The sequence below is a fragment of the Actinomadura graeca genome, from assembly GCF_019175365.1.
In the GTDB taxonomy this organism is placed as follows: domain Bacteria; phylum Actinomycetota; class Actinomycetes; order Streptosporangiales; family Streptosporangiaceae; genus Spirillospora; species Spirillospora graeca.
In genome coordinates, this window is sequence record NZ_CP059572.1 from 5,758,563 (window position 1) to 5,781,852 (window position 23,290).

2 protein-coding genes and 1 pseudogene are annotated in these 23,290 nt (G+C 73.7%); all 3 read right to left on the reverse strand.

The window, feature by feature from the left end; all coding sequences use genetic code 11:
* Nucleotides 1–12 precede the first annotated feature (12 nt).
* Entirely contained in the window at nucleotides 13–11,736 is an 11,724-nt protein-coding gene (locus tag AGRA3207_RS25680) for a type I polyketide synthase (protein WP_231329571.1), read from the reverse strand.
* Between the two features lie 34 nt (nucleotides 11,737–11,770).
* Nucleotides 11,771–23,152 (reverse strand): SDR family NAD(P)-dependent oxidoreductase, encoded by an 11,382-nt coding sequence (locus tag AGRA3207_RS25685; RefSeq protein WP_338028301.1) that lies wholly within the window; start codon nucleotides 23,150–23,152, stop codon nucleotides 11,771–11,773.
* Between the two features lie 74 nt (nucleotides 23,153–23,226).
* A pseudogene (locus AGRA3207_RS40315) lies at nucleotides 23,227–23,277 on the reverse strand (polyketide synthase docking domain-containing protein); the annotation flags it as partial.
* Between the last annotated feature and the right edge of the window lie 13 nt (nucleotides 23,278–23,290).

Below are 23,290 nucleotides of genomic sequence, written 5' to 3' on the forward strand. Positions count from 1 at the left end.
GCGGCTCGGTCGTCACGTCGAGGCCCGGCCGAGGTCCTTGTCGATCAGTTCGAAGATCTCGTCGGCCGTCGCGGTGCCCAGCGAGTCCGTGTCCCCCTCGCCGTCCTGCGGGGTGGGCGTGGTGCGGCCGCCGAGCCCGGACAGCAGTGCCCGGAGGCGGGACTCGACGCCGAGGCGCCCGGCCTCCTCGCCGCCGACGGCCGCCAGCGCCTCCTCCAGCCGGTCGAGTTCGGCGAGGACGGGCGGGACCGCGTCCGCGGTGACGGCGGCGACGATGTGGTCGGCCAGGGCGGCGGGCGTCGGATGGTCGAACACGAGTGTCGCGGGCAGCCGGAGCCCGGCGGCGGCGCCCAGGCGGTTGCGGAGCTCGACCGCGGTGAGGGAGTCGAACCCCAGCTCCTTGAAAGCGGCGCCGGTGTCGATCGTGCCCGGTGTCGGATGCCCGAGGACGGCCGTGACCTGGCCTCGGACGAGATCGAGCACGGCCCGTTGCCGCGCCTCGGGCGCGAGCCCGGCGAGCCGTTCGGCGAGCGGAGCGGCTTCCGCGCCGCCCCCGGCGTTCCGTGCCGGTGTCCGGACCAGGCTTCGCAGTACCGGGGGCAGCAGCCCGGCGGACGCCTGCGCACGCAGCGCGGGAATGTCCAGCCGGGCGATGGCCGTCACGTCCCCGCCGAGCGCGAGGGCGGCGTCGAAGAGCGTCAGGCCCTCGTCGTCGGACAGCGGCAGCAGCCCGCCCCGGCCCACCCTGGCGAGGTCGCCCTTGTCGAGGTGGCCGGTCATGGCCCCGGCCCGCTGCCACAGGCCCCAGGCGAGGGACGTGGCGGGCAGCCCGCGTGCTCGGCGGTGGCCCGCCAGCGCGTCGAGGAAGGCGTTGGCGGCGGCGTAGTTGCCCTGTCCCGCGGTGCCGAGGGTGCCGGTCAGGGAGGAGAACAGGACGAACGCCGACAGGTCCAGGTCGCGGGTGAGGGTGTGCAGGTTCCACGCGGCGTCGACCTTGGGACGCAGGACGGCGTCGACGCGCTCCGGGGTGAGCGAGCCGAGGGTGCCGTCGTCGAGGACGCCGGCGACGTGCACGACCGCCGTGACCGCGTGACCGGAGGGCGGCGACGCGAGCAGCGCGGCGAGCGCGGCGGGGTCGGCCACGTCGCAGGCGGCGACGGTCGCCTCCGCGCCGAGCCCGGCGAGGACATCCACCAGCCCGTCCGCGCTTGGAGCGGCGGAACCGGACCGGCTGACCAGCAGCAGCCGCCGGACACCGTGCTCGGCCGCCAGGTGCACGGCGACGAGCCCGCCGAGGGCACCCGTCCCGCCGGTGATCAGGACCGTCCCGTCCCCGAACGACGGACGCGCGGCGTCCGCCCCGGTCGTGCCCGCCCCGGTCGTGTCCGCCCCGGTCGTGTCCGCCGCCGTCCGCACGACCAGCCGTGGCACCCGGACCTCGCCGCCGCGCACCACGACCTGCGGCTCGCCGGTGGCCAGCGCCGCCGCCACCGCCTCCGGGGACGGCGTGTCGAGGTCGAGCAGCACGATCCGCCCCGGCTCCTCCGCCTGGGCCGAGCGGACCAGGCCCCACACGGTCGCGGCGGCCGGATCCCCGACGTCGTCTCCAGGGTCGGCGGCCACGGCGCCCCGGGTCACCACCACCAGGCGGGACGCGGTGAAGCGGTCGTCCGCCGTCCATTCCCGCAGCACGGCGAGCACACGGTGGGTGAGATCGCGGGCGCGGTCCGGGACGTCCGCCGGACCGGCGACCGCGGGAAGGAGGACCGCCTCGGGCACGGCCGCCCCGCCGGCGACGGCCTCGCCCAGCGCCGTCAGGTCGGCGTAGGGCTCGGCGTGGGCGTCGTGCGGCGGTGCGGGGTCCTGCGTTCCGAGCCGTGCCCAGCGTCCGGGCCGCGCGCCGGACACGGCGGCCGCCCGCGTCCACTCCAGGCCGAACAGGGACTGTCCGCCCCCGCGGACGGCTGCGAGCTGCCCGGTCGTGATCGGACGGGTCGTCAGGGAACCCACCGTGGCGACCGGTGCCCCGGCCGCATCGGTGATCGACAGGGACACCGCGTCTCCGTCGGGCGGCGACACGCGCACACGAAGAGGCCCGGCGGGCACGTCGGCGTGGAACGTGACGTCGTTCCACGCGAACGGCAACCGGATCTCCGTCACCTCTCCGGAGACCAGCCCGGCCGCGTGCAGCGCGGCGTCGAGGAGGGCGGGGTGCAGGCCGAAGCCGGTGGTGGCGGTGTCGTCGGGGAGGGCGATCTCGGCGTAGAGGTCGTCGCCGTCGCGCCACGCCGCCCGCACTCCCTGGAAGACCGGGCCGTAGTCGTAGCCCTGGTCGGTGAGGCGCTCGTACAAGTCGGTGACGTCAATGGCGAGCGCGTCCGGCGGTGGCCACGCACCCTCCCGCCGCTGGGGCGGGTCCTCCGCCGACTCGGCGAGGACCCCGTCCGCGTGGTGGGTCCACTGGCCGTCAGGGGCGTCCTCGGCCCTGGAGTGCAAGGCGACGGTTCGCCGTCCGTCGCCTTCGGCCGCGCCGAGGGAAAGCTGGATCCGTACCCCACCCGTCCTGGGGACGATCAGCGGTGCGGCCAGGGTCAGCTCTTCGAGGCGGCTCAGTCCGGCGTGCCCGCCCGCGTGCAGCGCGAGGTCGACGAACGCGGTGCCGGGCAGCAGGACGGTACCGGCGACGGCGTGGTCGGCGAGCCAGGGGTGGGTGTGCAGGGAGATCCGTCCGGTGAACAGCGACCCGCGCCCGTCGGCGAGGTCGACCGCCGCCCCCAGCAGAGGATGCGTGGTGGCTCCCAGACCGGACGAAGCGACGTCGCCCGTGCGCACCGGCGCGTCGATCCAGTGGCGCTGGCGTTGGAAGGGGTAGGTGGGCAGGTCGAGGTGGCGGCCGTTGGTGTGCCAGTGGACGGGTGCGCCGTGGGTGTGGGCGGTGGCCAGGGCGGTGGTGAAGGTGTGCAGGTCGCCGTGGTCGCGTCGCAGTGTGCCGATGACGGCGGCGCCGGAGTCGGTGGTGGTGTCCTGGATAGGTGAGATGAGGACGGGGTGCGGGCTGGTCTCGATGAACAGGGTGTGCCCGTCGTGGGTGAGTTTGTCGATGGCGGGTTGGAATTGGACGGTGTTGCGCAGGTTCTGGTACCAGTACTCGGCGTCGAGCGTGGTGGTGTCGATGGGCTGGCCGGTGAGGGTGGAGTAGAAGGGGATGTCGCTGGCGCGCGGCGACAGGTCGGCGAGGGCGTTGAGTATTTGTTGGTGGAGTTGCTGGACGTGGGGGGAGTGGGAGGCGTAGTCGACGGGGATGCGGCGGGCGTGGATCCCCTGGGCCTCGCAGGTGGTGAGGAGGTGGTCGATGGCGTGGGTGTCGCCGGAGATGATGGTGGTGGCGGGTCCGTTGATGGCGGCGATCGACAGTCCGGGGCCCAGGTGCTGGCGGGCTTGTTCTATCGGCAGTGAGAGGGAGGCCATGGCGCCGGTTCCGGCGAGTGCGGTGATGGCTTTGCTGCGCAGGGCGACGACTTTGGCGGCGTCGTCGAGGGTGAGGGCTCCGGCTACGTGGGCGGCGGCGATTTCGCCTTGGGAGTGGCCGGTGACGGCGTGGGGGTGGATGCCGTGGTGGCGCCAGAGGCGGGCGAGGGAGATCATGACGGCGAAGAGTGCGGGTTGGACGATGTCGACGCGTTGGAGGGCGTCGGGGTCGGCCAGTGCGTCGGTCAGGGGCTGGTCGAGGTAGGGGGCCAGGGCATCAGCGCAGGCGTCGAGGCTTTCGCGGAACATGGCGGAGGTGTTCCGCAGGTCGAGGGCCATGCCGGTCCATTGGGAGCCTTGGCCGGGGAAGACGAAGACGGTTTTGTGGTGGCTGCGGGCGATCCCGCGCACCACGTGAGGCGACTCCTCGCTATGGGCCAGGGCGTCCAGCCCGGACAGCAGTTCGTCCCGGGACGATCCCACCACCACCGCACGGTGATCGAATCGGGTCCGGTGCACCAGCGAGTGGGCGATGTCGGGGAGGGCGAGTTCGGGGTGCCCGGAGATGTGATCGTGGAGCCGCTCGGCCTGGGCGCGTAGCGCCTCGTCGCTCTTGGCGGAGACCGGCCAGGACACGGGACCCGGCTCCGGTGGCGCCGTGTCCTCGACGACGTCGGCGGCGGGGGCCTGTTCGAGGATGATGTGGGCGTTGGTGCCGCTGACGCCGAAGGACGAGACCGCCGCGCGGCGCGGATGGCCGTTCCGCGCCCACGGGACCGGCTCGTGCAGCAGCCGCACGGCACCGGAGTCCCAGTCGACGTGCGGCGTCGCCTCCTCGGCGTGCAGGGTCGGCGGCAGCAGGTCGTGATGGAACGCCATGACCATCTTGATGATCCCGGCCACCCCGGCGGCGGCGGCCGAGTGGCCGATGTTGGATTTGATCGACCCGAGCCAGAGTGGACGGTCGCGGTCCTGCCCGTAGGTGGCGAGGAGTGCTTGGGCTTCGATGGGGTCGCCGAGGGTGGTGCCGGTTCCGTGGGCTTCGACGGCGTCGATGTCGTGGGGTGTGAGGCGTGCGTTGGCCAGGGCTTGCTGGATGACGCGTTGCTGGGACGGCCCGTTGGGGGCGGTCAGCCCGTTGCTGGCACCGTCCTGGTTGACCGCGGAGCCTCGGACGATCGCAAGAACGGGGTGGCCGTTGCGCTGCGCGTCCGAGAGCCGCTCTACCAGCAGCATCCCCGCGCCCTCGCCCCAGCCGGTGCCGTCGGCGTCGGCGGAGAAGGACCGGCAGCGACCGTCGGGCGACAGGCCGCGCTGGCGGCTGAACTCCACGAACAGCGCCGGGGTCGGCATCACCATGGCGCCGCCCGCGAGCGCCAGATCGCACTCGCCGTTGCGGAGCGCCTGCGCGGCCAGGTGCAGCGCGACCAGCGAGGACGAGCAGGCGGTGTCGATCGTCATCGCCGGGCCCTCCAGCCCGAACGTGTAGGACAACCGGCCGGACGCGACGCTGGTGGCGTTCCCCGTCATCAGGTAGCCCTCAAGCGACTCCGCCGCCTCGTGGATGCGCGGGGCGTAGTCCTGGGAGACCACTCCGGTGTAGACGCCGGTGGCGCTTCCGCGCAGTGAGGCCGGGTCCAGGCCCGCGCGTTCGACGGCCTCCCACGCCGTCTCCAGGAGAAGCCGCTGCTGCGGGTCCATCGCGGCGGCCTCGCGCGGGCTGATCCCGAAGAACGCCGGGTCGAACAGGTCGGCGTCGTAAAGGAAGCCGCCCTGGGTGGTGTAGGTGGTTCCGGGGTGGTCCGGGTCGGGGTCGTAGAGCGCGTCGATGTCCCAGCCACGGTCGGCGGGGAAGGGGCCGATGGCGTCGGTGCCGGTGGCGACGAGCCTCCACAGGTCCTCCGGCGTCGCGGCCCCGCCGGGATAGCGGCAGGCCATGCCGATGATCGCGAGGGGTTCGTCCCCGGCCGCGGCCGTCGCGGCGCGGGTTTTCCGTCCGGCCGTCGCCGCTCCGGCGCCCGCGGCCTCGGCGAGCAGGTGGGCGGCGAGCCCGGCGGGCGTGGGGTGGTCGAAGACGAGGGTGGCGGGCAGCCGCAGGCCGGTGGCCGTGGCCAGCCGGTTGCGCAGCTCCACGCCGGTGAGGGAGTCGAACGCGAGGTCCTTGAACGAACGGTCCGGCCCGATCGCGTCCGCCGAGGCGTGCCCGAGGACGGCGGCGGCCTGCGCGCGCACCACGTCCAGGGCGGCGCCGTACCGTTCCGCCTCCGGGAGGTCGGCCAGGAGCCGCGCGAAGGACGAGGCGCCGGCCTCGGTCGCGGCGGTCCGCCGGGCGGGCGCGGCCCGCGTCACGTCGCGCAGTATCGGCGGTACCGCGCCTCCGGAGGTCGCCGCGCCGCTGAGGCGGGCCGGGACGACGCTCGCCCGGCCGCGCGCCAGGGCCGCGTCGAACAGGGCCAGCCCTTCCTCGGCGGAGAGCGCGGTCAGTCCGGCGCGGGCGATACGGGCGGTGTCGGCCCGTTCGAGGTTCCGGGCCAGTCCGCCGGTCGTGGCGCTGGGTTGTTCCCAGAGTCCCCAGGCGAGGGAGAGGGCGGGGTGGCCGTGTGCGTGGCGGTGCTGGGCGAGTGCGTCGAGGTAGGCGTTGGCGGCGGCGTAGTTGCCTTGTCCTGGGTTGCCGAGGGTTCCGGCGAGGGAGGAGTAGAGGACGAAGGCCGACAGGTCCAGGTCGGCGGTGAGTTCGTGCAGGTGCCACGCCGCATCGACCTTCGGACGGAACACCGCGTCGAACCGCTCCGGCGTCAGGGCCCCGAGTGTGCCGTCGTCGACGACGCCCGCCGCGTGCACCACCGCGGTCAGGGGATGGTCGTCCGGAATCGACTCCAGCAGCCCGGCGACCGCGTCCCGGTCGCCCACGTCGCAGGCGGCGACGGTGACCTCGGCGCCGAGCGCGGTGAGCTCGGCGGTCAGCGCCGGGTCCGCCTCGCCCCGGCGGCTCGTCAGCAGCAGCCGCCGCGCGCCGTGCCCGGACACCAGGTGCCGCGCCAGCAGGCCGCCGAGGGCGCCGGTGCCTCCGGTGATCAGGACGGTGCCGTCGGGATCGAGCGGTGCCGGGAGGGTGAGGACGACCTTGCCGACGTGCCGTGCCCGTCCCAGATGCCGGAACGCCTCCGGCGCCTGGCGCAGGTCCCAGGCGGTCACGGGCGGCGGCCGGAGCACGCCGTCCTCGAACAGGGACAGGACCTCGGCCAGCATCTCGCGGATGCGGTCGGGCCCTGCCTCGTGCAGGTCGAACGCCCGGTACTCGACGCCCGGATGCGCGCGCCGCACGACCTCCGGGTCGCGCAGGTCGGTCTTGCCCATCTCCGCGAAGCGGCCACCGCGCGGCAATGTCCGCAGCGAGGCGTCGATGAACTCGCCCGCGAGGGAGTTCAGCACCACATCGACCCCGCGGCCTCCGGTGGCCGTGAGGACGTGCTCCTCGAACTCCAGCGTCCTCGACGACGCGAGCCGGTCGCGGCCGAGGCCGAGCGGGAGCAGCGCGTCCCACTTGCCGGGACTCGCCGTCCCGAACACCTCCGCGCCCAGGTGCCGGGCGAGCTGGACGGCCGCCATGCCCACGCCGCCCGCGGCGGAGTGGACGAGCACGGACTCGCCCTCGCCGAGGCCCGCCAGATCGCGCAGCGCGTAGTAGGCGGTGAGGAAGACCACGGGCACGGACGCCGCCCGCGCGTACGACCACGAGCGGGGGAAACGGGCGACCAGCCGGTGGTCGGTGACCGCGACCGGCCCCATCGCCCCGGTGAACAGGCCCGTCACGCGGTCGCCCGGTGACAGCCCGGCGACGTCGGGGCCGACGTCGAGGACGACGCCGGAGCCCTCGGTGCCGGGCAGCGCCTCTCCCGGGTACACGCCAAGAGTGATCATGACGTCGCGGAAGTTCAGGCCGACCGCGCGCATCCGCACCCGGACCTGACCCGCCCGCAGTGGCTCGTCGGCCGCCGTCGTCGGGACGACGGCCAGGTCACCGAGGGTCCCGGCCCCGCCGGGCTCCAGCCGCCAGCCGGGCTCCGGCGGAGGTGTGAGCCCGCCGTCGGAGGCGGCGCGGGCGAGGCGGGGCGCGTACGCGGTCCCCGCCCGGACGGCGAGCTGCGTCTCACCCGCGGCGACGGCGGCGCCGAGCAGCGCGGGCAGCCCGTCCCATGACGCCTCGGAGCCGTCCACGTCGGCCAGCAGCAGCCGTCCGGGTTCCTCCGCCTGGGCGCTGCGGACCAGGCCCCACAGCGGCGCCGAGTGCAGGCCCGGCACGTCCTCGCCGTCGAGGGCCTGTACGGCGCCGCGGGTCACGACCACCAGGCGGGACTCGGCGAACCGCGGGTCCGCGACCCAGTCCTGGACGAGACCCAGGACACGCGCGACGAGCGGCCGGACGTCCTCGGGCCGCTCCGCCGCGCACGGCAGGAGGACCAGGTCCGGGACGTCGTCTCCGAGCGAGCCCGGATCGGGGTCGTCGGCGTCGAGAACGGCGGCCCGGGGGGCGGTGCCTTCCACGGCGGGCACCGGCGTCCAGCCGACATGGAACAGCGAGTCATGGTGCGCGGGGCGGGGGGCGAGCCGGTCGGCGGAGACGGGCCGGACGGTGAGGGCCTCGACCGTGGCCACCGGGGCGCCCGCCGGGTCGGCGACGCTCAGGGACAGGGTGCGCGGCCCCGTCGGTGACAGACGCACGCGCAGGGCACCCGCGCCGGTGGCGTGCAGTGTGACACCGGCCCAGGTGAACGGCAGGAGGACCTCCGGTTCGGAGCCCTCGGACGTGTCGGACCGCCCGGCGAAGGCGTCGGCGCCGAGCGCGTGCAAGGCGGCGTCGAGAAGGGCGGGATGCAGGCCGTAGCCGGTGCCGTCGAGACCGCCGGGCGGCGCGATCTCGGCGTAGACGTCGTCCCCGAGCCGCCAGGCGGACCGCAGCCCGCGGAACGCCGGGCCGTAACCGACGCCGATCGCCTCGAAACGCTCGTACAGGTCACCGGTGTCGAGACGCTCCGCACCGGGCGGCGGCCACGAGCCGGTGTCCGCGTCGCCGCCCTCGGCTTCCGCGGCCGGGACGTCCGGGCTCAGCAGCCCGGTGGCGTGCAGGGTCCACGGGTCGTCGGACGCGGCGCCCTCCGGCCGCGAATGGACACCGACCGGCCGGCGGCCCGACCCGTCCGGGCCCTCGACCCGGACCTGCACCTGGACCCCGCCCTCGTCCGGCAGGATCAGCGGGCTCTCCAGGGTCAGCTCCTCGACGCGCCCGCAGCCGACCTGGTCGCCCGCCTGGATCGCCAGCTCCACGAAACCCGTCCCCGGCAGCAGGACGGCACCGTGGACGGCGTGATCCGCCAGCCACGGATGCCCCTGCGAGGAGAGACGTCCCGTCAGCAGCAGCCCATCGGCCCCGGCCAGCCCGATCGCGGCGCCGAGCAGCGGATGCCCGGTGGGGGCCAGCCCCGCCGACCGCGCATCGGCGGCCGCGGCCCGCGCGTTGATGCGGTACTGCTGCCGCTGGAACGGATAAGTGGGCAACTCCACCCGCCGCGCCCCCGCCCCCGCCGCCGTCACGGGCCACGTCGGCGCCGCTCCGGACACGTGGAGGCGGCCCATCGCCCCCAAGAGCTCGTCCACCTCGGGACGGTCACGACGCTGCGTGGGGACCAGCACGGCCGTGTCGGCCGCGTCGTCGAGGCACTCATGCACGAGCTGGGTCAGTGTGGCGGTGGGGCCGATCTCGATGAAGCGGGTGGTGCCGTGGTCCTGAAGGGCGCGAACGCCGTCCGCGAAGTTGACGGGTTCGCGGATGTGGCGGGTCCAGTAGTGGGGGTCGGTGAGTTGTTCGGGTTGGGCGGTGGTGCCGGTGATGTTGGAGATGAGGGGGATGGTGGGCGGGTGGTAGGTGATCTGTTGTGCGGTGTGGTGGAAGTGGTCGAGGACGGGGTCCATGTGGGGTGAGTGGAAGGCGTGGCTGACGCGCAGGTGTTTGGTGCGGTGTCCGCGTTCTTTCCAGTGCTGGGTGATGGTGGTGACGGTGGTGGTGTCGCCGGAGATGACGGTGGTGGCGGGGCTGTTGATGGCGGCGATGGCGACGCCGTGGTGTGTGTTGAGGGTTTCGGCGACGTCGCTTGCGGGGGCTTGGATGGAGGCCATGGCGCCGTCTGGGGGTGCGGTGTTCATCAGGCGTGCGCGGGTGGTGATGAGGTGGGCGGCGTCGGGGAGGTTGAGGGTGCCGGTGATGTGGGCGGCGGTGAGTTCGCCGATGGAGTGGCCGATGAGGATGTCGGGGTGGATGCCCCAGTGCTGGAGGAGGCGGGTGAGGGCGAGGTGGAAGGCGAAGAGGGCGGGCTGGGTGTAGGTGGTCTGGTTGAGCAGGGTGGGGTCGTCGTCGAACATCACCTGCTTGATGGGGTGGTCGAGGTGGGTGTCGAGGTGTCGGGCGGCCTCGTCCAGGGCGTCGGCGAAGACGGGATAGGCGGTGTAGAGGTCACGGCCCATGCCGGGACGCTGGCTGCCCTGACCTGAGAAGACGAACGCCGTCCGTCCCGGCACGACACCGCCGAGCACAGTGCCGGTCTCCGGCGCTCCATCGGCCAAGGCCGCCAGCCGAGCCAGGCCCTGGGCCCGGTCGGCGACGATGACGACCGCTCGCCGGTCGAGGGCCGCGCGGGACGTGGCCAGGGAGAACGCGACATCGGCGGGTTCAAGTTCGGACCTGTCCTCCACGAAGCCCCGTAGCCGGGCCGCCTGGGCGCGCAGCGCCTCGTCGTCCTGAGCCGCGAGCACCCAGGGCACCGGACCCTCGGCAGGAGTCGCCGGTCCGGTGGCCTCCTCCTCAACGGGCTCGGCGGCGGGGGCCTCTTCGAGGATCACGTGAGCGTTGGTGCCGCTGACCCCGAAGGACGACACGGCGGCCCGCCGGGGACGGTCGTCGCCGGGCCAGTCAACAGATTCCCGCAGCAGCCGGACGTTCCCGGAGTCCCAGTCCACGTGCGGTGTGGGTTCGTCGGCGTGGAGGGTCTGGGGCAGGGTGCCGTGGCGCATGGCCAGGACCATTTTGATGATTCCGGCGATGCCTGCGGCGGCTTGGGTGTGGCCGATGTTGGATTTGATGGATCCGAGCCACAGCGGGTGGTCTTCGGGTCGGTCGTGTCCGTAGGTGGTGAGGAGTGCTTGGGCTTCGATGGGGTCGCCGAGGGTGGTGCCGGTGCCGTGGGCTTCGACGGCGTCGATGTCGTGGGGTGTGAGGCGTGCGTTGGCCAGGGCTTGGTGGATGACGCGTTGCTGGGAGGGTCCGTTGGGGGCGGTGAGTCCGTTGCTGGCGCCGTCCTGGTTGACGGCCGATCCGCGGATGACGGCCAGGACGGGGTGGCCGTTGCGTTGTGCGTCGGAGAGTCGTTCGAGTAGCACGAGTCCGGCGCCTTCGCCGAAGCCGGTGCCGTCGGCGTCGGCGGAGAAGGACCGGCAGCGGCCGTCGGGCGACAATCCGCGCTGGCGGCTGAACTCCACGAAAAGGCTCGGTGAGGCCATGACCGTCACCCCGCCCGTCAACGCGAGTTCGCATTCGCCGTTGCGGAGCGCCTGCGCGGCCAGGTGCAGCGCGACCAGCGACGACGAGCAGGCCGTGTCGACGGTCACCGCCGGGCCCTCCAGCCCGAACGTGTAGGACAACCGGCCGGACGCGACGCTCGTGGTGTTCCCGGTCAGCAGGTAGCCCTCGACATCCTCCGGGACGTCCGGCTGCCTCGGCGCGTGCTCCTGGGCGATGACGCCGACGAACACCCCGGTCCGGCTGCCGGACAAGGAGAGCGGGTCGAACCCGGAGCGCTCGAAGACCTCCCAGGCCGTCTCCAGCAGCAGCCGCTGCTGCGGGTCCATCGCCGCCGCCTCGCGCGGGCTGATCCCGAAGAGGCCCGCGTCGAAATGGTCGGCGTCGCGCAGGAAACCGCCGTGCCGCGTGTACGTCCGGCCCGGACGGTCGGGGTCCGGGTCGTACAGCTCGCCGACGTCCCAGCCCCGGTCCGACGGAAAGGGCGAGATCCCGTCCCCGCCCTCGGAGAGCAGCCGCCACAGTGCCTCAGGTGAGTCCGCCCCTCCGGGGTAGGAGCAGGACATCCCCACGATCGCGATCGGCTCGGCGCTCCTTGCCTCGATGTCGCTCAGCCGCCGCCGGGCCTGCCGCAGGTCGGCCATCGCCCGCCTGAGGTAGTCGCGGAGTTTCTCCTGGTCGTTCATCTGGGAATGCATCACTCGGCCCCGTCGGATCGTTCGGTCATCGGATTCAGCGCGTTCCGAGCTCGCTTTCGAGGGCGTCGAACAGCTCCTCGTCGGTCGCCGGGACGAGGTCGTCGCCGGCGGGATCCGGCGCGTTCCCGCCGCCCCACTTCCACAGGAAGGCCCGCAGCCGCGCGCCTACACGCGCCTGCTCCTCCTCGTCCCAGTCCAGGGCCGACAGCGCGGAGTCGAGTTCGTCGAGCCGGCTCAGCACGGGCGGCGCGGCGGTCTCCCCGGGGAACAGCTCCTCCCGCAGATGGGACGCGAGCGCGCCGGGTGTCGGACGGTCGAACACGAGCGTCGCGGGCAGCCTGAGCCCGGTGGCCGTGTTAAGCCTGTTGCGGAACTCCACGGCGGACAGCGAGTCGAAGCCCAGCTCCTTGAACGCCCTGTCCTCCCGGACGGCCTCCGGCGAGGCGTAGCCGAGGACGGCGGCGCTCTCGGCGCGGATCAGCTCCAGGAGCGCGTCCCGCCGCTCGTGCTCGGGCAGCGCGGCGAGCCGTTCGCGCAGGTCCTGCCGGTTCGCCGCGGTGGCGGCCCCGGCGGCGCGGCGAACCGGGGCCCCGGCGAGGCCGCGCAGCAGCGCGGGGACCGGCCCGTCCCGCAGCGCCGCCGTGTTCAGCGGCAGGGGGAGCAGCAGTGCCTCGTCCCGGGTGAGGGCGGCGTCGAAGAGCGCGAGTCCCTGCTCGGTGGAGAGGGGCGCGAAACCGGTGCGGGCCAGGCGCTGCCGGTCGGCGTCGTCGAGGTGGCCGGTCATCCCGCTGGCCTCCGTCCACAGGCCCCAGCCCAGCGACTGCGCGGGCAGGCCGCGCGCTCTGCGGTACTGCGCGAGCCCGTCGAGGAAGGCGTTGCCGGCCGCGTAGTTGCCCTGCCCCGGCGTCCCGAGCGTGCCCGCCGCCGACGAGAACAGGACGAACGCGGCCAGGTCGAGGTCACGGGTGAGCTCGTGCAGGTTCCAGGCCGCGTCGATCTTCGGCCGCAGGACGGCCGCCAGCCGCTCCGCCGTGAGGGACGTCAGGACGCCGTCGTCGAGCACCCCCGCGGCGTGCACGACGGCGGTGAGCGGGTGCGCCGCCGGGACGGAGTCCAGGAGCGCGGACGCGGCGTCGCGGTCGGCCACGTCGCATGCGGCGATCGTGACCTCGGCGCCCAGCGCGGCGAGGTCGGCGCGCAGCCGGTCCGCGCCCGGGGCGGCGGGGCCGCCGCGTCCGGCCAGCAGCAGGTGCCGCACGCCGTGCCGGGCGGCCAGGTGCCGGGCGAGCAGGCCCCCGAGGGTGCCCGTGCCGCCGGTGACGAGGACGGTACCCTCCGGATCGAGACCCCGCGGCACCGTCAGCGCGACCTTGCCGGTATGCCGGGCCTGGCTGAGGAACCTGACCGCGTCGGGAGCGCGGCGCACGTCCCACGCCGTCACCGGCAGCGGGCGGACCGCGCCGCTCTCGAAGAGCTCCCGCAGTTCGCCGAGCATCTCCTGGATGCGCTCCGGCCCCGCGTCCAGCAGGTCGTAGACCTGGTACGACACTCCGGGATGCGCGGCGGCGACCTCACCGGGGTCCCGGACGTCGGTCTTGCCCATCTCCAGGAAGCGGCCCCCGGGTCCCAGCAGCCGCAGGGACGCGTCGACGTACTCCCCGGCGAGCGAGTTCAGGACGACGTCGACCCCGCCTTCCGCGGCGGCCGCGGCCCGGAACCGGTCCTCGAAGTCCAGGGTGCGGGACGAGGCGATGCGGTCGCCGGTGAGGCCCTGCGCCCGCAGCGACGGCCATTTCGCCGGGCTCGCCGTCCCGAGCGTCCGCAGCCCCCAGTGCCGCGCCAGCTGCACCGCGGCCATGCCCACCCCGCCGGTGGCGGCGTGCACGAGCAGCGTCTCGCCGGGACGGACGCGCGCCAGGTCCACCAGGCCGTAGTAGGCGGTGAGGAAGACCACCGGCGCGGACGCGGCCTCGGCGAACGACCAGCCGCGGGGCATCCGCGTGATCAGGCGGCGGTCGGTCAGCGTGACCGGGCCGATGCCCGCCGACATCAGCCCCATCACCCGATCGCCCGGGACCAGGTCCCGCACCCCGGGACCGGTCTCCAGGACGACCCCGGCCGCCTCGCCGCCGAGCGGACGGGCGTCGTCGGGGACCATGCCCAGGGCGAGCAGCACGTCGCGGAAGTTCAGCCCCGAGGCGCGTAGCGCGATCCGCACCTGGCCGGGGCCGAGCGGCGCCTCGGCCTCCGGGTTCGGGTCCAGGGACATGCCGTCCAGCACGCCGTCACCGGTCAGGTTCAGCCGCCACGCCGCCGCGTCCGCCGGGATCGCCAGCCCGCCCGGCGCGGCCTGCCGCGTCAGGCGCGGCGCGTGGAGCCGTCCGGCGCGGAGCGCGAGTTGCGGCCCGCCCTCCGGCGCCCCGGCCACGGCCCCGGCGACCGCATCGGCGGAGGCGTCGGTGTGGTCGATGTCGAGGAGCACCACCCGATCGGGGTTCTCGCTCTGCGCGGTGCGGACGAGGCCCCAGGCGGCTGCGTGCGCCAGGTTCACCGGATGCTCACCGGCATGGGTGGTGACCGCCCCCCGGGTCAGGACGACGAGCCGCGCGGCCCTGAACCGCTCGTCGGCGAGCCAGTCCCGCACCAGCCGCAGCACCCGCCGTGCCGTCGCGTGGGCGGCGGACGCCGGGTCGCCGTCTCCACCGCCGTCCGGCGCGGCGATGACGATCTCCGGCGCCGCGTCCGCCAGCGAGTCCAGATCGGGATACGTCTCGCCGGGCAGGCCGGACGGGTCGAAGCCGTCGCCGCCGAGGAGGGCGAGTGCCGCACCGGGCGCCGTGTCGGCCGGAACCGGAAGCCACTCCAGCCGCAGCAGCGCGTCCCGCCCCAGAGGTGGCGCGAGGCCACCGCCGGGCAGGGGCCGGGCGATCAGCGACTCGACCGTGGCCACCGGATCCCCGGCGGGATCGGCAAGAGTGATCGACACCGCCTCTCCGCCGGTGCCCGACAGCCGCGCGCGCAGAACCTCGGCTCCGGTGGCGTGCAGGGTGACACCCGACCAGGAGAAGGGCAGCCGCGGCGCGGCGGCGTCGTGCGCGAGCGGGTGCAGCGCGGCGTCCAAGAGGGCGGGATGCAGGCCGAAACCGGAGACGTCGGTGTCCTCGGGGAGCGCGATCTCGGCGTAGAGGTCGTCGCCGTCGTGCCACGCGGCGCGCACGCCCTGGAAGAAGGGACCGTACTCCAGGCCCAGCTCCGCCAGCCGCGGGTAAAGCCCCTCTGCGTCGAGGGGCTCGGCGCCCGGCGGCGGCCACGCCCGCAGTTCACCACCGGACGCCGAGGCAGGTGACAGGACCCCGGCGGCATGCCGGGTCCAGGCTTCCTCGGACGCGCCATCGGGACGGGCATGGACGGCGATGGCGCGCCGACCGTCCCCGCCGGGCGCGTCCACCGTGACCTGGACCTGCACCCCTCCGCCGGTCGGCAGCAGAAGCGGACTCTCCAGGACGAGTTCGTCGACGCGGGCACAGCCGACCTCGTCACCCGCCCGGATCGCCAACTCCACGAACCCGGTGCCGGGGAAGAGGGTGGTGCCGGTGACGGCGTGGTCGGCGAGCCAGGGATGGGTGTGCAGCGAGATTCGCCCGGTGAACACGGCGGTGTCGTCGCCGGCCCCCCGCACGGCCGCGCCCAGGAACGGATGCTTGACCGGCGTTAGCCCCAGCGCCGTCGCGTCCCCGGCATCGGCGGGCGCGTCGATCCAGTAGCGCTGGCGTTGGAACGGGTAGGTGGGCAGGTCGATGGGACGTCCGGTGAGGAGCGGCGCCCAGTCGACGGTTGCGCCGTGGGTGTGGGCGGTGGCGAGTGCGGTGGTGAAGGTGTGCAGGTCGCCGTGGTCGCGTCGCAGTGTGCCGATGACGGTGGCGGTGTCGGTGGTGGTGTCCTGGATGGGTGTGGTGAGGACGGGGTGGGGGCTGGTCTCGATGAACAGGGTGTGGCCGTCGTGGGTGAGTGTGTTGATGGCGGGTTGGAATTGGACGGTGTTGCGCAGGTTCTGGTACCAGTACTCGGCGTCGAGCGTGGTGGTGTCGATGGGTTGGCCGGTGAGGGTGGAGTAGAAGGGGATGTCGGCTTGGCGTGGGGTGATGTCGGCCAGGGTTTCGAGGATTTGTTGGTGGAGTTGCTGGACGTGGGGGGAGTGGGAGGCGTAGTCGACGGGGATGCGGCGGGCGTGGATGCCTTGGGCTTCGCACTGGTGGAGGAGGTGGTCGATGGCGTGGGTGTCGCCGGAGATGATGGTGGTGGCGGGTCCGTTGATGGCGGCGATCGACAGTCCGGGGCCCAGGTGTTCGCGGGTTTGTTCGGCGGGCAGTGAGAGGGAGGCCATGGCGCCGGTTCCGGCGAGTGCGGTGATGGCTTTGCTGCGCAGGGCGACGATTTTGGCGGCGTCGTCGAGGGTGAGGGCTCCGGCTACGTGGGCGGCGGCGATTTCGCCTTGGGAGTGGCCGGTGACGGCGTGGGGGTGGATGCCGTGGTGGCGCCAGAGGCGGGCGAGGGAGATCATGACGGCGAACAGTGCGGGCTGGACGATGTCGACGCGTTGCAGGGCGTCGGGGTCGGCCAGTGCGTCGGTCAGGGGCTGGTCGAGGTAGGGGGCCAGGGCGTCGGCGCAGGCGTTGAGGCTTTCGCGGAACACCGGTGAGGTGTTCCGGAGGTCGAGGGCCATGCCGGTCCATTGGGAGCCTTGGCCGGGGAAGACGAAGACGGTTTTGTGGTGGCTGCGGGCGATCCCGCGTACCACGTGGGGTGATTCCTGGTCGTGGGCCAGGGCGTCCAACCCGGACAGCAGTTCGTCCCGGGACGATCCCACCACCACCGCACGGTGATCGAACGATGCTCGTGTGGTCGCCAGTGAGAAGGCGAGCGATGTCGGCTCGGCCTCCGCGAGCTGACGCAGGTCGGCGGCGCGGGCGCTGAGGGCACTCTCGTCGTGGGCCGATATCACCCAAGGGATCGGCGTTGGCGCGGCGACGGGCTCCGTGGCCTCGTCGTCCGCGAGCGCAGGGGCCTCCTCCAGGATCACGTGGGCGTTGGTGCCGCTGATGCCGAAGGACGAGACCGCCGCGCGGCGCGGACGGCCGTCCGCCTTCCAGGGGACCGGCTCGTGCAGCAGCCGCACAGCCCCGGAATCCCAATCGACATGCGGGCTCGGCTCCTCCGCGTGCAGCGTCCGCGGGAGTGTGCCGTGCCGCATCGCCTGGACGAGTTTGATCACCCCGGCGACACCGGCCGCGGCCTGCGTGTGCCCGATGTTGGACTTGACGGAGCCGAGCCAGAGGGGACGGTCGCCGGGACGGTCCTGCCCATAGGTGGCGAGCAGGGCGCCGGCCTCGATGGGGTCGCCGAGGGAGGTGCCGGTGCCGTGCGCCTCCACCGCGTCCACATCGCCGGGACGGAGCCGCGCCCCGGCGAGCGCCTGCCGGATCACCCGCTGCTGGGCGGTCCCGTTGGGGGCCGTGAGCCCGTTGCTCGCCCCGTCCTGGTTGATCGCACTGCCCGGGATGAGCGCGAGGACGGGATGCCCGTTGCGCCGCGCGTCCGAGAGCCGCTCGACGAGCAGCAGCCCGGCGCCCTCGCCCCAGCCCGTGCCGTCCGCGCCCGCCGCGAACGCCTTGCAACGGCCGTCCGGGGAGAGCCCTCGCTGGCGGCTGAACTCGATGAAGGTCGCCGGGGTGGCCATGACCGTCACGCCTCCGGCCAAAGCCAGGTCGCATTCGCCGTTGCGGAGCGCCTGCGCGGCCAGGTGCAGTGCGACCAGCGAGGACGAGCAGGCGGTGTCCACCGTCACCGCCGGGCCCTCCAGCCCGAGCGTGTAGGCGACACGCCCGGACGCGACGCTTCCCGCGCTGCCGTTGCCCAGGTATCCCTCGAATCCGTCGGGTGACCGCCCCAGGTACAGGCGGGCGCCGTAGTCGTTGTACATGACCCCGGTGAAGACCCCGGTGCGGCTGCCGCGCAGGCTGGACGGATCGATCCGGGCCCGCTCGACGGCCTCCCAGGCGATCTCCAGCAGCAGCCGCTGCTGCGGGTCGATCGCGGCCGCCTCCCGGGGTGAGATCCCGAAGAAGGCGGCGTCGAACCGGTCGGCGTCGCGCAGGAACCCCCCGTGGCGGGCATAGGTCGTGCCCGGGCGTTCCGGGTCGGGGTCGTAGAGCGCGTCGACGTCCCAGCCACGGTCGGCGGGGAAGGGGCCGATGGCGTCGGTACCGCCTGCGACCAGTTCCCAGAGGTCGTCGGGGGTGGAGACGCCGCCGGGGTAGCGGCAGGCCATGCCGACGATCGCGAGCGGTTCGGCCGTGTCCGCCGTGTTCCCCGTGTCCGCCGCCGTCGCGTGGAGGACGTCGGCGCCGCCGACGATCTCGTCGCGGACGTGGCGGGCCAGGGCCTCGGGTGTCGGGTGGTCGAAGACGATCGTGGCGGGCAGTGGCCGTCCGATGGCGGCACCGAGCCGGTTGCGGAGCTCCACGGCGGTCAGCGAGTCGAAGCCGAGGTCGTTGAACGCCTTGGCGGTGTCCACCGTCTCCGGGCTCTGATGCCCGAGCACCTGCGCGATCTCGGCCCGCACGAGTTCGAGCGCGGCGGTGTGCCGTTCGGCCTCCGGCAGGCCGCGCAGCCGCTCGGCCCATCCGGACGTGGCCGGCCGGCGGCGTGCCGGGGCCGGGACGAGACCGCTCAGCAGCGCGGGCAGCCGCGCCGCCCCCGCCTGGGCCCGCAAGGCCGCCATGTTCCAGCGGACCGGGACGAGAGAGCCCCCGCCCGTCGTCAGCGCGGCGTCGAACGATGCGGTCCCCTCCCGTGCGGTCAGGGGCGCGACACCCGAACGGCCCACCCGGGCGAGATCAAGGCCGTCCAGTCCGCCGGTCATGGTGCTGGGTTGTTCCCAGAGTCCCCAGGCGAGGGAGAGGGCGGGGTGGCCGTGTGCGTGGCGGTGCTGGGCGAGTGCGTCGAGGTAGGCGTTGGCGGCGGCGTAGTTGCCTTGTCCTGGGTTGCCGAGGGTTCCGGCGAGGGAGGAGTAGAGGACGAAGGCCGACAGGTCCAGGTCGGCGGTGAGTTCGTGCAGGTGCCACGCCGCATCGACCTTCGGACGGAACACCGCGTCGATGCGCTCGGGGGACAGCGAGGAGAGGACGCCGTCGTCGATGACCCCGGCGGTGTGCACGACGCCGGTCAGGGGATGCTCATCCGGCACGGATCCCAGAAGTGCGGTCAGCGCGTCCCGGTCGGCGGTGTCGCACGCGGCGACCCTCACCGTGGCGCCGAGCGCCGCCAGCTCGTCCACGAGGTTTCCGGCGCCCTCGGCGTCCGGGCCCCGCCTTCCGGCCAGCAGCAGATGCCGCACCCCATGCCCGGTCACCAGATGGCGGGCGATGATGCGGCCGAGCGCCCCGGTACCGCCCGTGACCAGGACGGTCCCTTCCGCGCGGAACGCGGGAGCCGCCGGGTCGCCGCCGGTCGCCGCGCGGACGAGGCGGGGGACGAGCGTCCGGCCTTCGCGGACGGCGAGCTGGGGTTCCCCCGTGGCGAGCGCCGCCTGCACCGCCGGCCGTGAGGCGTCGGAGTCGTCGACGTCGACGAGGATCACACGGCCGGGGTTCTCGGCCTGCGCACTCCGGACCAGGCCCCAGGCGGCCGCGGCGTTCGGGTCCGGGTCCTCCCCGGCCTCCGCCGCGACGGCGCCGCTCGTGACGATCACCAGCCGGGCCTCCGGCGGGTGTTCGGCGGCGAACCAGTCGTTCAGGACGCGCAGGGCCTCGCCGGTCACGGCGCGCGCCCCGGCGGGCCCGGTGTCGCCGCCGGACGCCAAGGTGACGAGGGACGCGTCCGGCGCCGCCACCGCGCCGTCGGCCGCGATCTGCTCCCAGCGCACCTCGAACAGGGTGTCGTCCGAAGCACGGGACGGGATCTGCTCCGCCGCGACCGTACGCACGGCCAGGGACTCGACCGTGGCGACGGTGCCGCCATCCGTGTCGGTGACTTGCACCGACACGGTGTCGTCACTAGTACGGGACAGTCGGACGCGCAAGCCGGTCGCCCCGGCGGCGATCAGATCCACGCCGGTCCAGGCGAACGGGACCCGCGCGGCCACGGTGTCATGCGCGGCGGCGTGCAGCGCCGCGTCCAGCAGCGCCGGGTGCAGGCCGTATCCGGAGGCGTCCACGCCGTCCGGTGCCTCCACCTCGGCGAACACGGCGTCTTCGGTCCGCCAGGCCGCGCGGAGGCCCTGGAAGGCGGGTCCGTAGTCGAGGCCGAGTCCGGCGAGCCGGACGTAGAGCGCTTCCAGGTCGACGGCTTCGGCCCCGGCCGGTGGCCAGGCACCCTCCTCCGCGGCCACGGTCCCGGTTTCCCCGGACGGCGCGAGGGTACCGGTGGCGTGGCGCGCCCAGGGTCCATCATCGGACCGGGAGTGCACGGTGACGCGGCGCCGTCCCGAATCGTCCAGCGCGGCGATGGCGAGCTGGATCTGGACGGATCCGGTGCGCTCGAACGTGAGCGGGGCTTCGAGGGTGAGGTCGTGGACACGCCGCAGCCCGACTTGTTCACCGGCGTGCAGGGCCAGCTCCACCAGCGCGGTGCCGGGCAGCAGAACCGTGCCGTGGACGGCATGGTCGGTCAGCCACGGGTGCCCCTCGACGGAGAGACGGCCGGTCAGCAGCAGCCCGCCGCCCTCAGCGAACTCCACGGTGGCGCCCAGGAGCGGATGCTCCGCCGCGTTCAGGCCCGCCGTGGTCACGTCGCCCCCGGGCGGTGCGTCCAACCAGTAGCGCCGCCGCTGGAACGGATAAGTGGGCAGGTCCGTCCGTCGGCCGGGCAGGACCGTCGACCACTCGACCCTCGCCCCGTGGACGTGCGCCGTGGCGACGCCCGCGATGAGGGCGCGCGGCTCGGGCTGGTCGCGGCGTTGCAAGGGGATCACCACGGCGCCGGTACCGGCTCGCTCGTCCAGGGTCTGCTGAATGAGCGGCGTCAGTGTGGCGGTCGGGCCGATCTCGATGTACCGCGAGACCCCCTCGGCCTCCAGTGTCGTGACGCCCTTGTGGAAGTTGACGGGTTCGCGGATGTGGCGGGTCCAGTAGTGGGGGTCGGTGAGTTGTTCGGGTTGGGCGGTGGTGCCGGTGATGTTGGAGATGAGGGGGATGGTGGGCGGGTGGTAGGTGATCTGTTGGGCGGTGTGGTGGAAGTGGTCGAGGACGGGGTCCATGTGGGGTGAGTGGAAGGCGTGGCTGACGCGCAGGTGTTTGGTGCGGTGTCCGCGTTCTTTCCAGTGCTGGGTGATGGTGGTGACGGTGGTGGTGTCGCCGGAGATGACGGTGGTGGCGGGGCTGTTGATGGCGGCGATGGCGACGCCGTGGTGTGTGTTGAGGGTTTCGGCGACGTCGCTTGCGGGGGCTTGGATGGAGGCCATGGCGCCGTCTGGGGGTGCGGTGTTCATCAGGCGTGCGCGGGTGGTGATGAGGTGGGCGGCGTCGGGGAGGGTGAGGGTGCCGGTGATGTGGGCGGCGGTGAGTTCGCCGATGGAGTGGCCGATGAGGATGTCGGGGTGGATGCCCCAGTGCTGGAGGAGCCGGGTGAGGGCGAGGTGGAAGGCGAAGAGGGCGGGCTGGGTGTAGGTGGTCTGGTTGAGCTGGGTGGGGTCGTCGTCGAACATCACCTGCTTGATGGGGTGGTCGAGGTGGGGGTCGAGGTGTCGGGCGGCCTCGTCCAGGGCATCGGCGAAGACGGGGTAGGCGGCGTAGAGGTCACGGCCCATACCGGGGCGCTGGCTGCCCTGGCCTGAGAACACGAACGCCGTCCGACCTTCGATGGGGTTTCCGCGTACGGCGTTCGAGGTCGTCTCTCCCCTGGCCAGAGCCTCAAGGCCGGGCAGGGGATCGTCGGTGGCCTCAAGGACGACGGCCGCCCGGTGGTCGAAGGTCGCGCGGCCGACCGCCAGAGAGTGGGCGACGTCCCGCGGGCTCACGTCCGGACGTGTCGCGGCGAAGGCCCGCAGGCGGTCCGCCTGGGCGCGCAGTGCTTCGTCGCCGCGGGCGGAGAGCAGCCAGACCACAGGGCCGGAGTCGGCCCTCTCCGGTTCCGGATCGGGTTCCGGATCCGGTTCGGCGGCGGGGGCGTCTTCGAGGATCACGTGGGCGTTGGTGCCGCTGACACCGAACGAGGACACGGCGGCGCGGCGAGGACGGTCGCCGCCGGGCCAGTCGACGGGTTCCCGCAACAGCCGGACGTTGCCGGTGTCCCAGTCCACGTGCGGCGTCGGTTCGTCGGCGTGCAGGGTCCGGGGCAGGGTGCCGTGCCGCAGGGCCAACACCACCTTGATGATGCCCGCGACCCCGGCCGCAGCCTGCGTGTGGCCGATGTTCGACTTGATCGACCCCAGCCACAGCGGACGGTCCCCGGAGCGGTCCTGCCCGTAGGTGGCGAGGAGCGCCTGCGCTTCGACGGGGTCGCCGAGGGTGGTGCCGGTTCCGTGCGCCTCCACCGCGTCCACGTCGCCGGGTGTGAGGCCCGCACTGGTCAGCGCCTGCTCGATCACCCTCCGCTGGGCGGAGCCGTTGGGGGCGGTGAGGCGCGCGCTGGCGCCGTCCTGGTTGACCGCCGACCCGCGGACGACCGCGAGGACGGGGTGGCCGTTGCGCCGGGCGTCCGACAGGCGTTCGACCAGCAGCAGCCCGGCGCCCTCGGCCCAGCCGGTGCCGTCGGCGCCGGCGCCGAACGCCCGGCAGCGGCCGTCCGGGGACAGCCCGCGCTGACGGCTGAACTCGATGAAGGTCCTCGGGCTCGCCATGACCGTCACCCCGCCCGCCAGCGCGAGTTCGCACTCGCCGTTGCGGAGTGCCTGCGCGGCCAGGTGCAGCGCGACCAGCGACGACGAGCAGGCGGTGTCGACGGTCACCGCCGGACCCTCCAGCCCGAGGGTGTAGGCGACCCGGCCGGAGGCGATGCTGCCCGCGCTGCCGCTGGTCAGGTACCCCTCGAACTCCTCGGGGGACCGCGGCAGGCGGGCGGCGTAGTCGTTGTACATGATGCCGGTGAACACGCCGGTGCGGCTGCCGCGCAGGTCCGACGGGTCGATCCCCGCACGCTCGACGGCCTCCCACGCCGTCTCCAGCAGCAGCCGCTGCTGCGGGTCGATCGCCAGTGCCTCGCGCGGGCTGATCCCGAAGAAGCCCGGGTCGAACCCGGCGGCGTCGTGCAGGAATCCACCGTGACGGGTGTAGGACGTGCCCGGGCGTTCCGGGTCGGGGTCATAGAGCGCGTCGACGTCCCAGCCGCGGTCGGACGGGAACGGCGAGATCGCGTCCGTGCCGGCCGAGACGAGGTCCCACAGGTCCTCGGGGAGGTCACCCCGCCCGGGTAGCGGCAGCCCATGGCGACGATCGCGATGGGCTCACGCCGGGCCGACTCGGCCTCGCGGAGCCGTCCGCGGGTCGTCCTGAGGTCGGCCGTGACCCGCTTGAGGTAGTCCCGGAGCTTCTCCTCGTTCGCCATGCGGTGTCGGTTC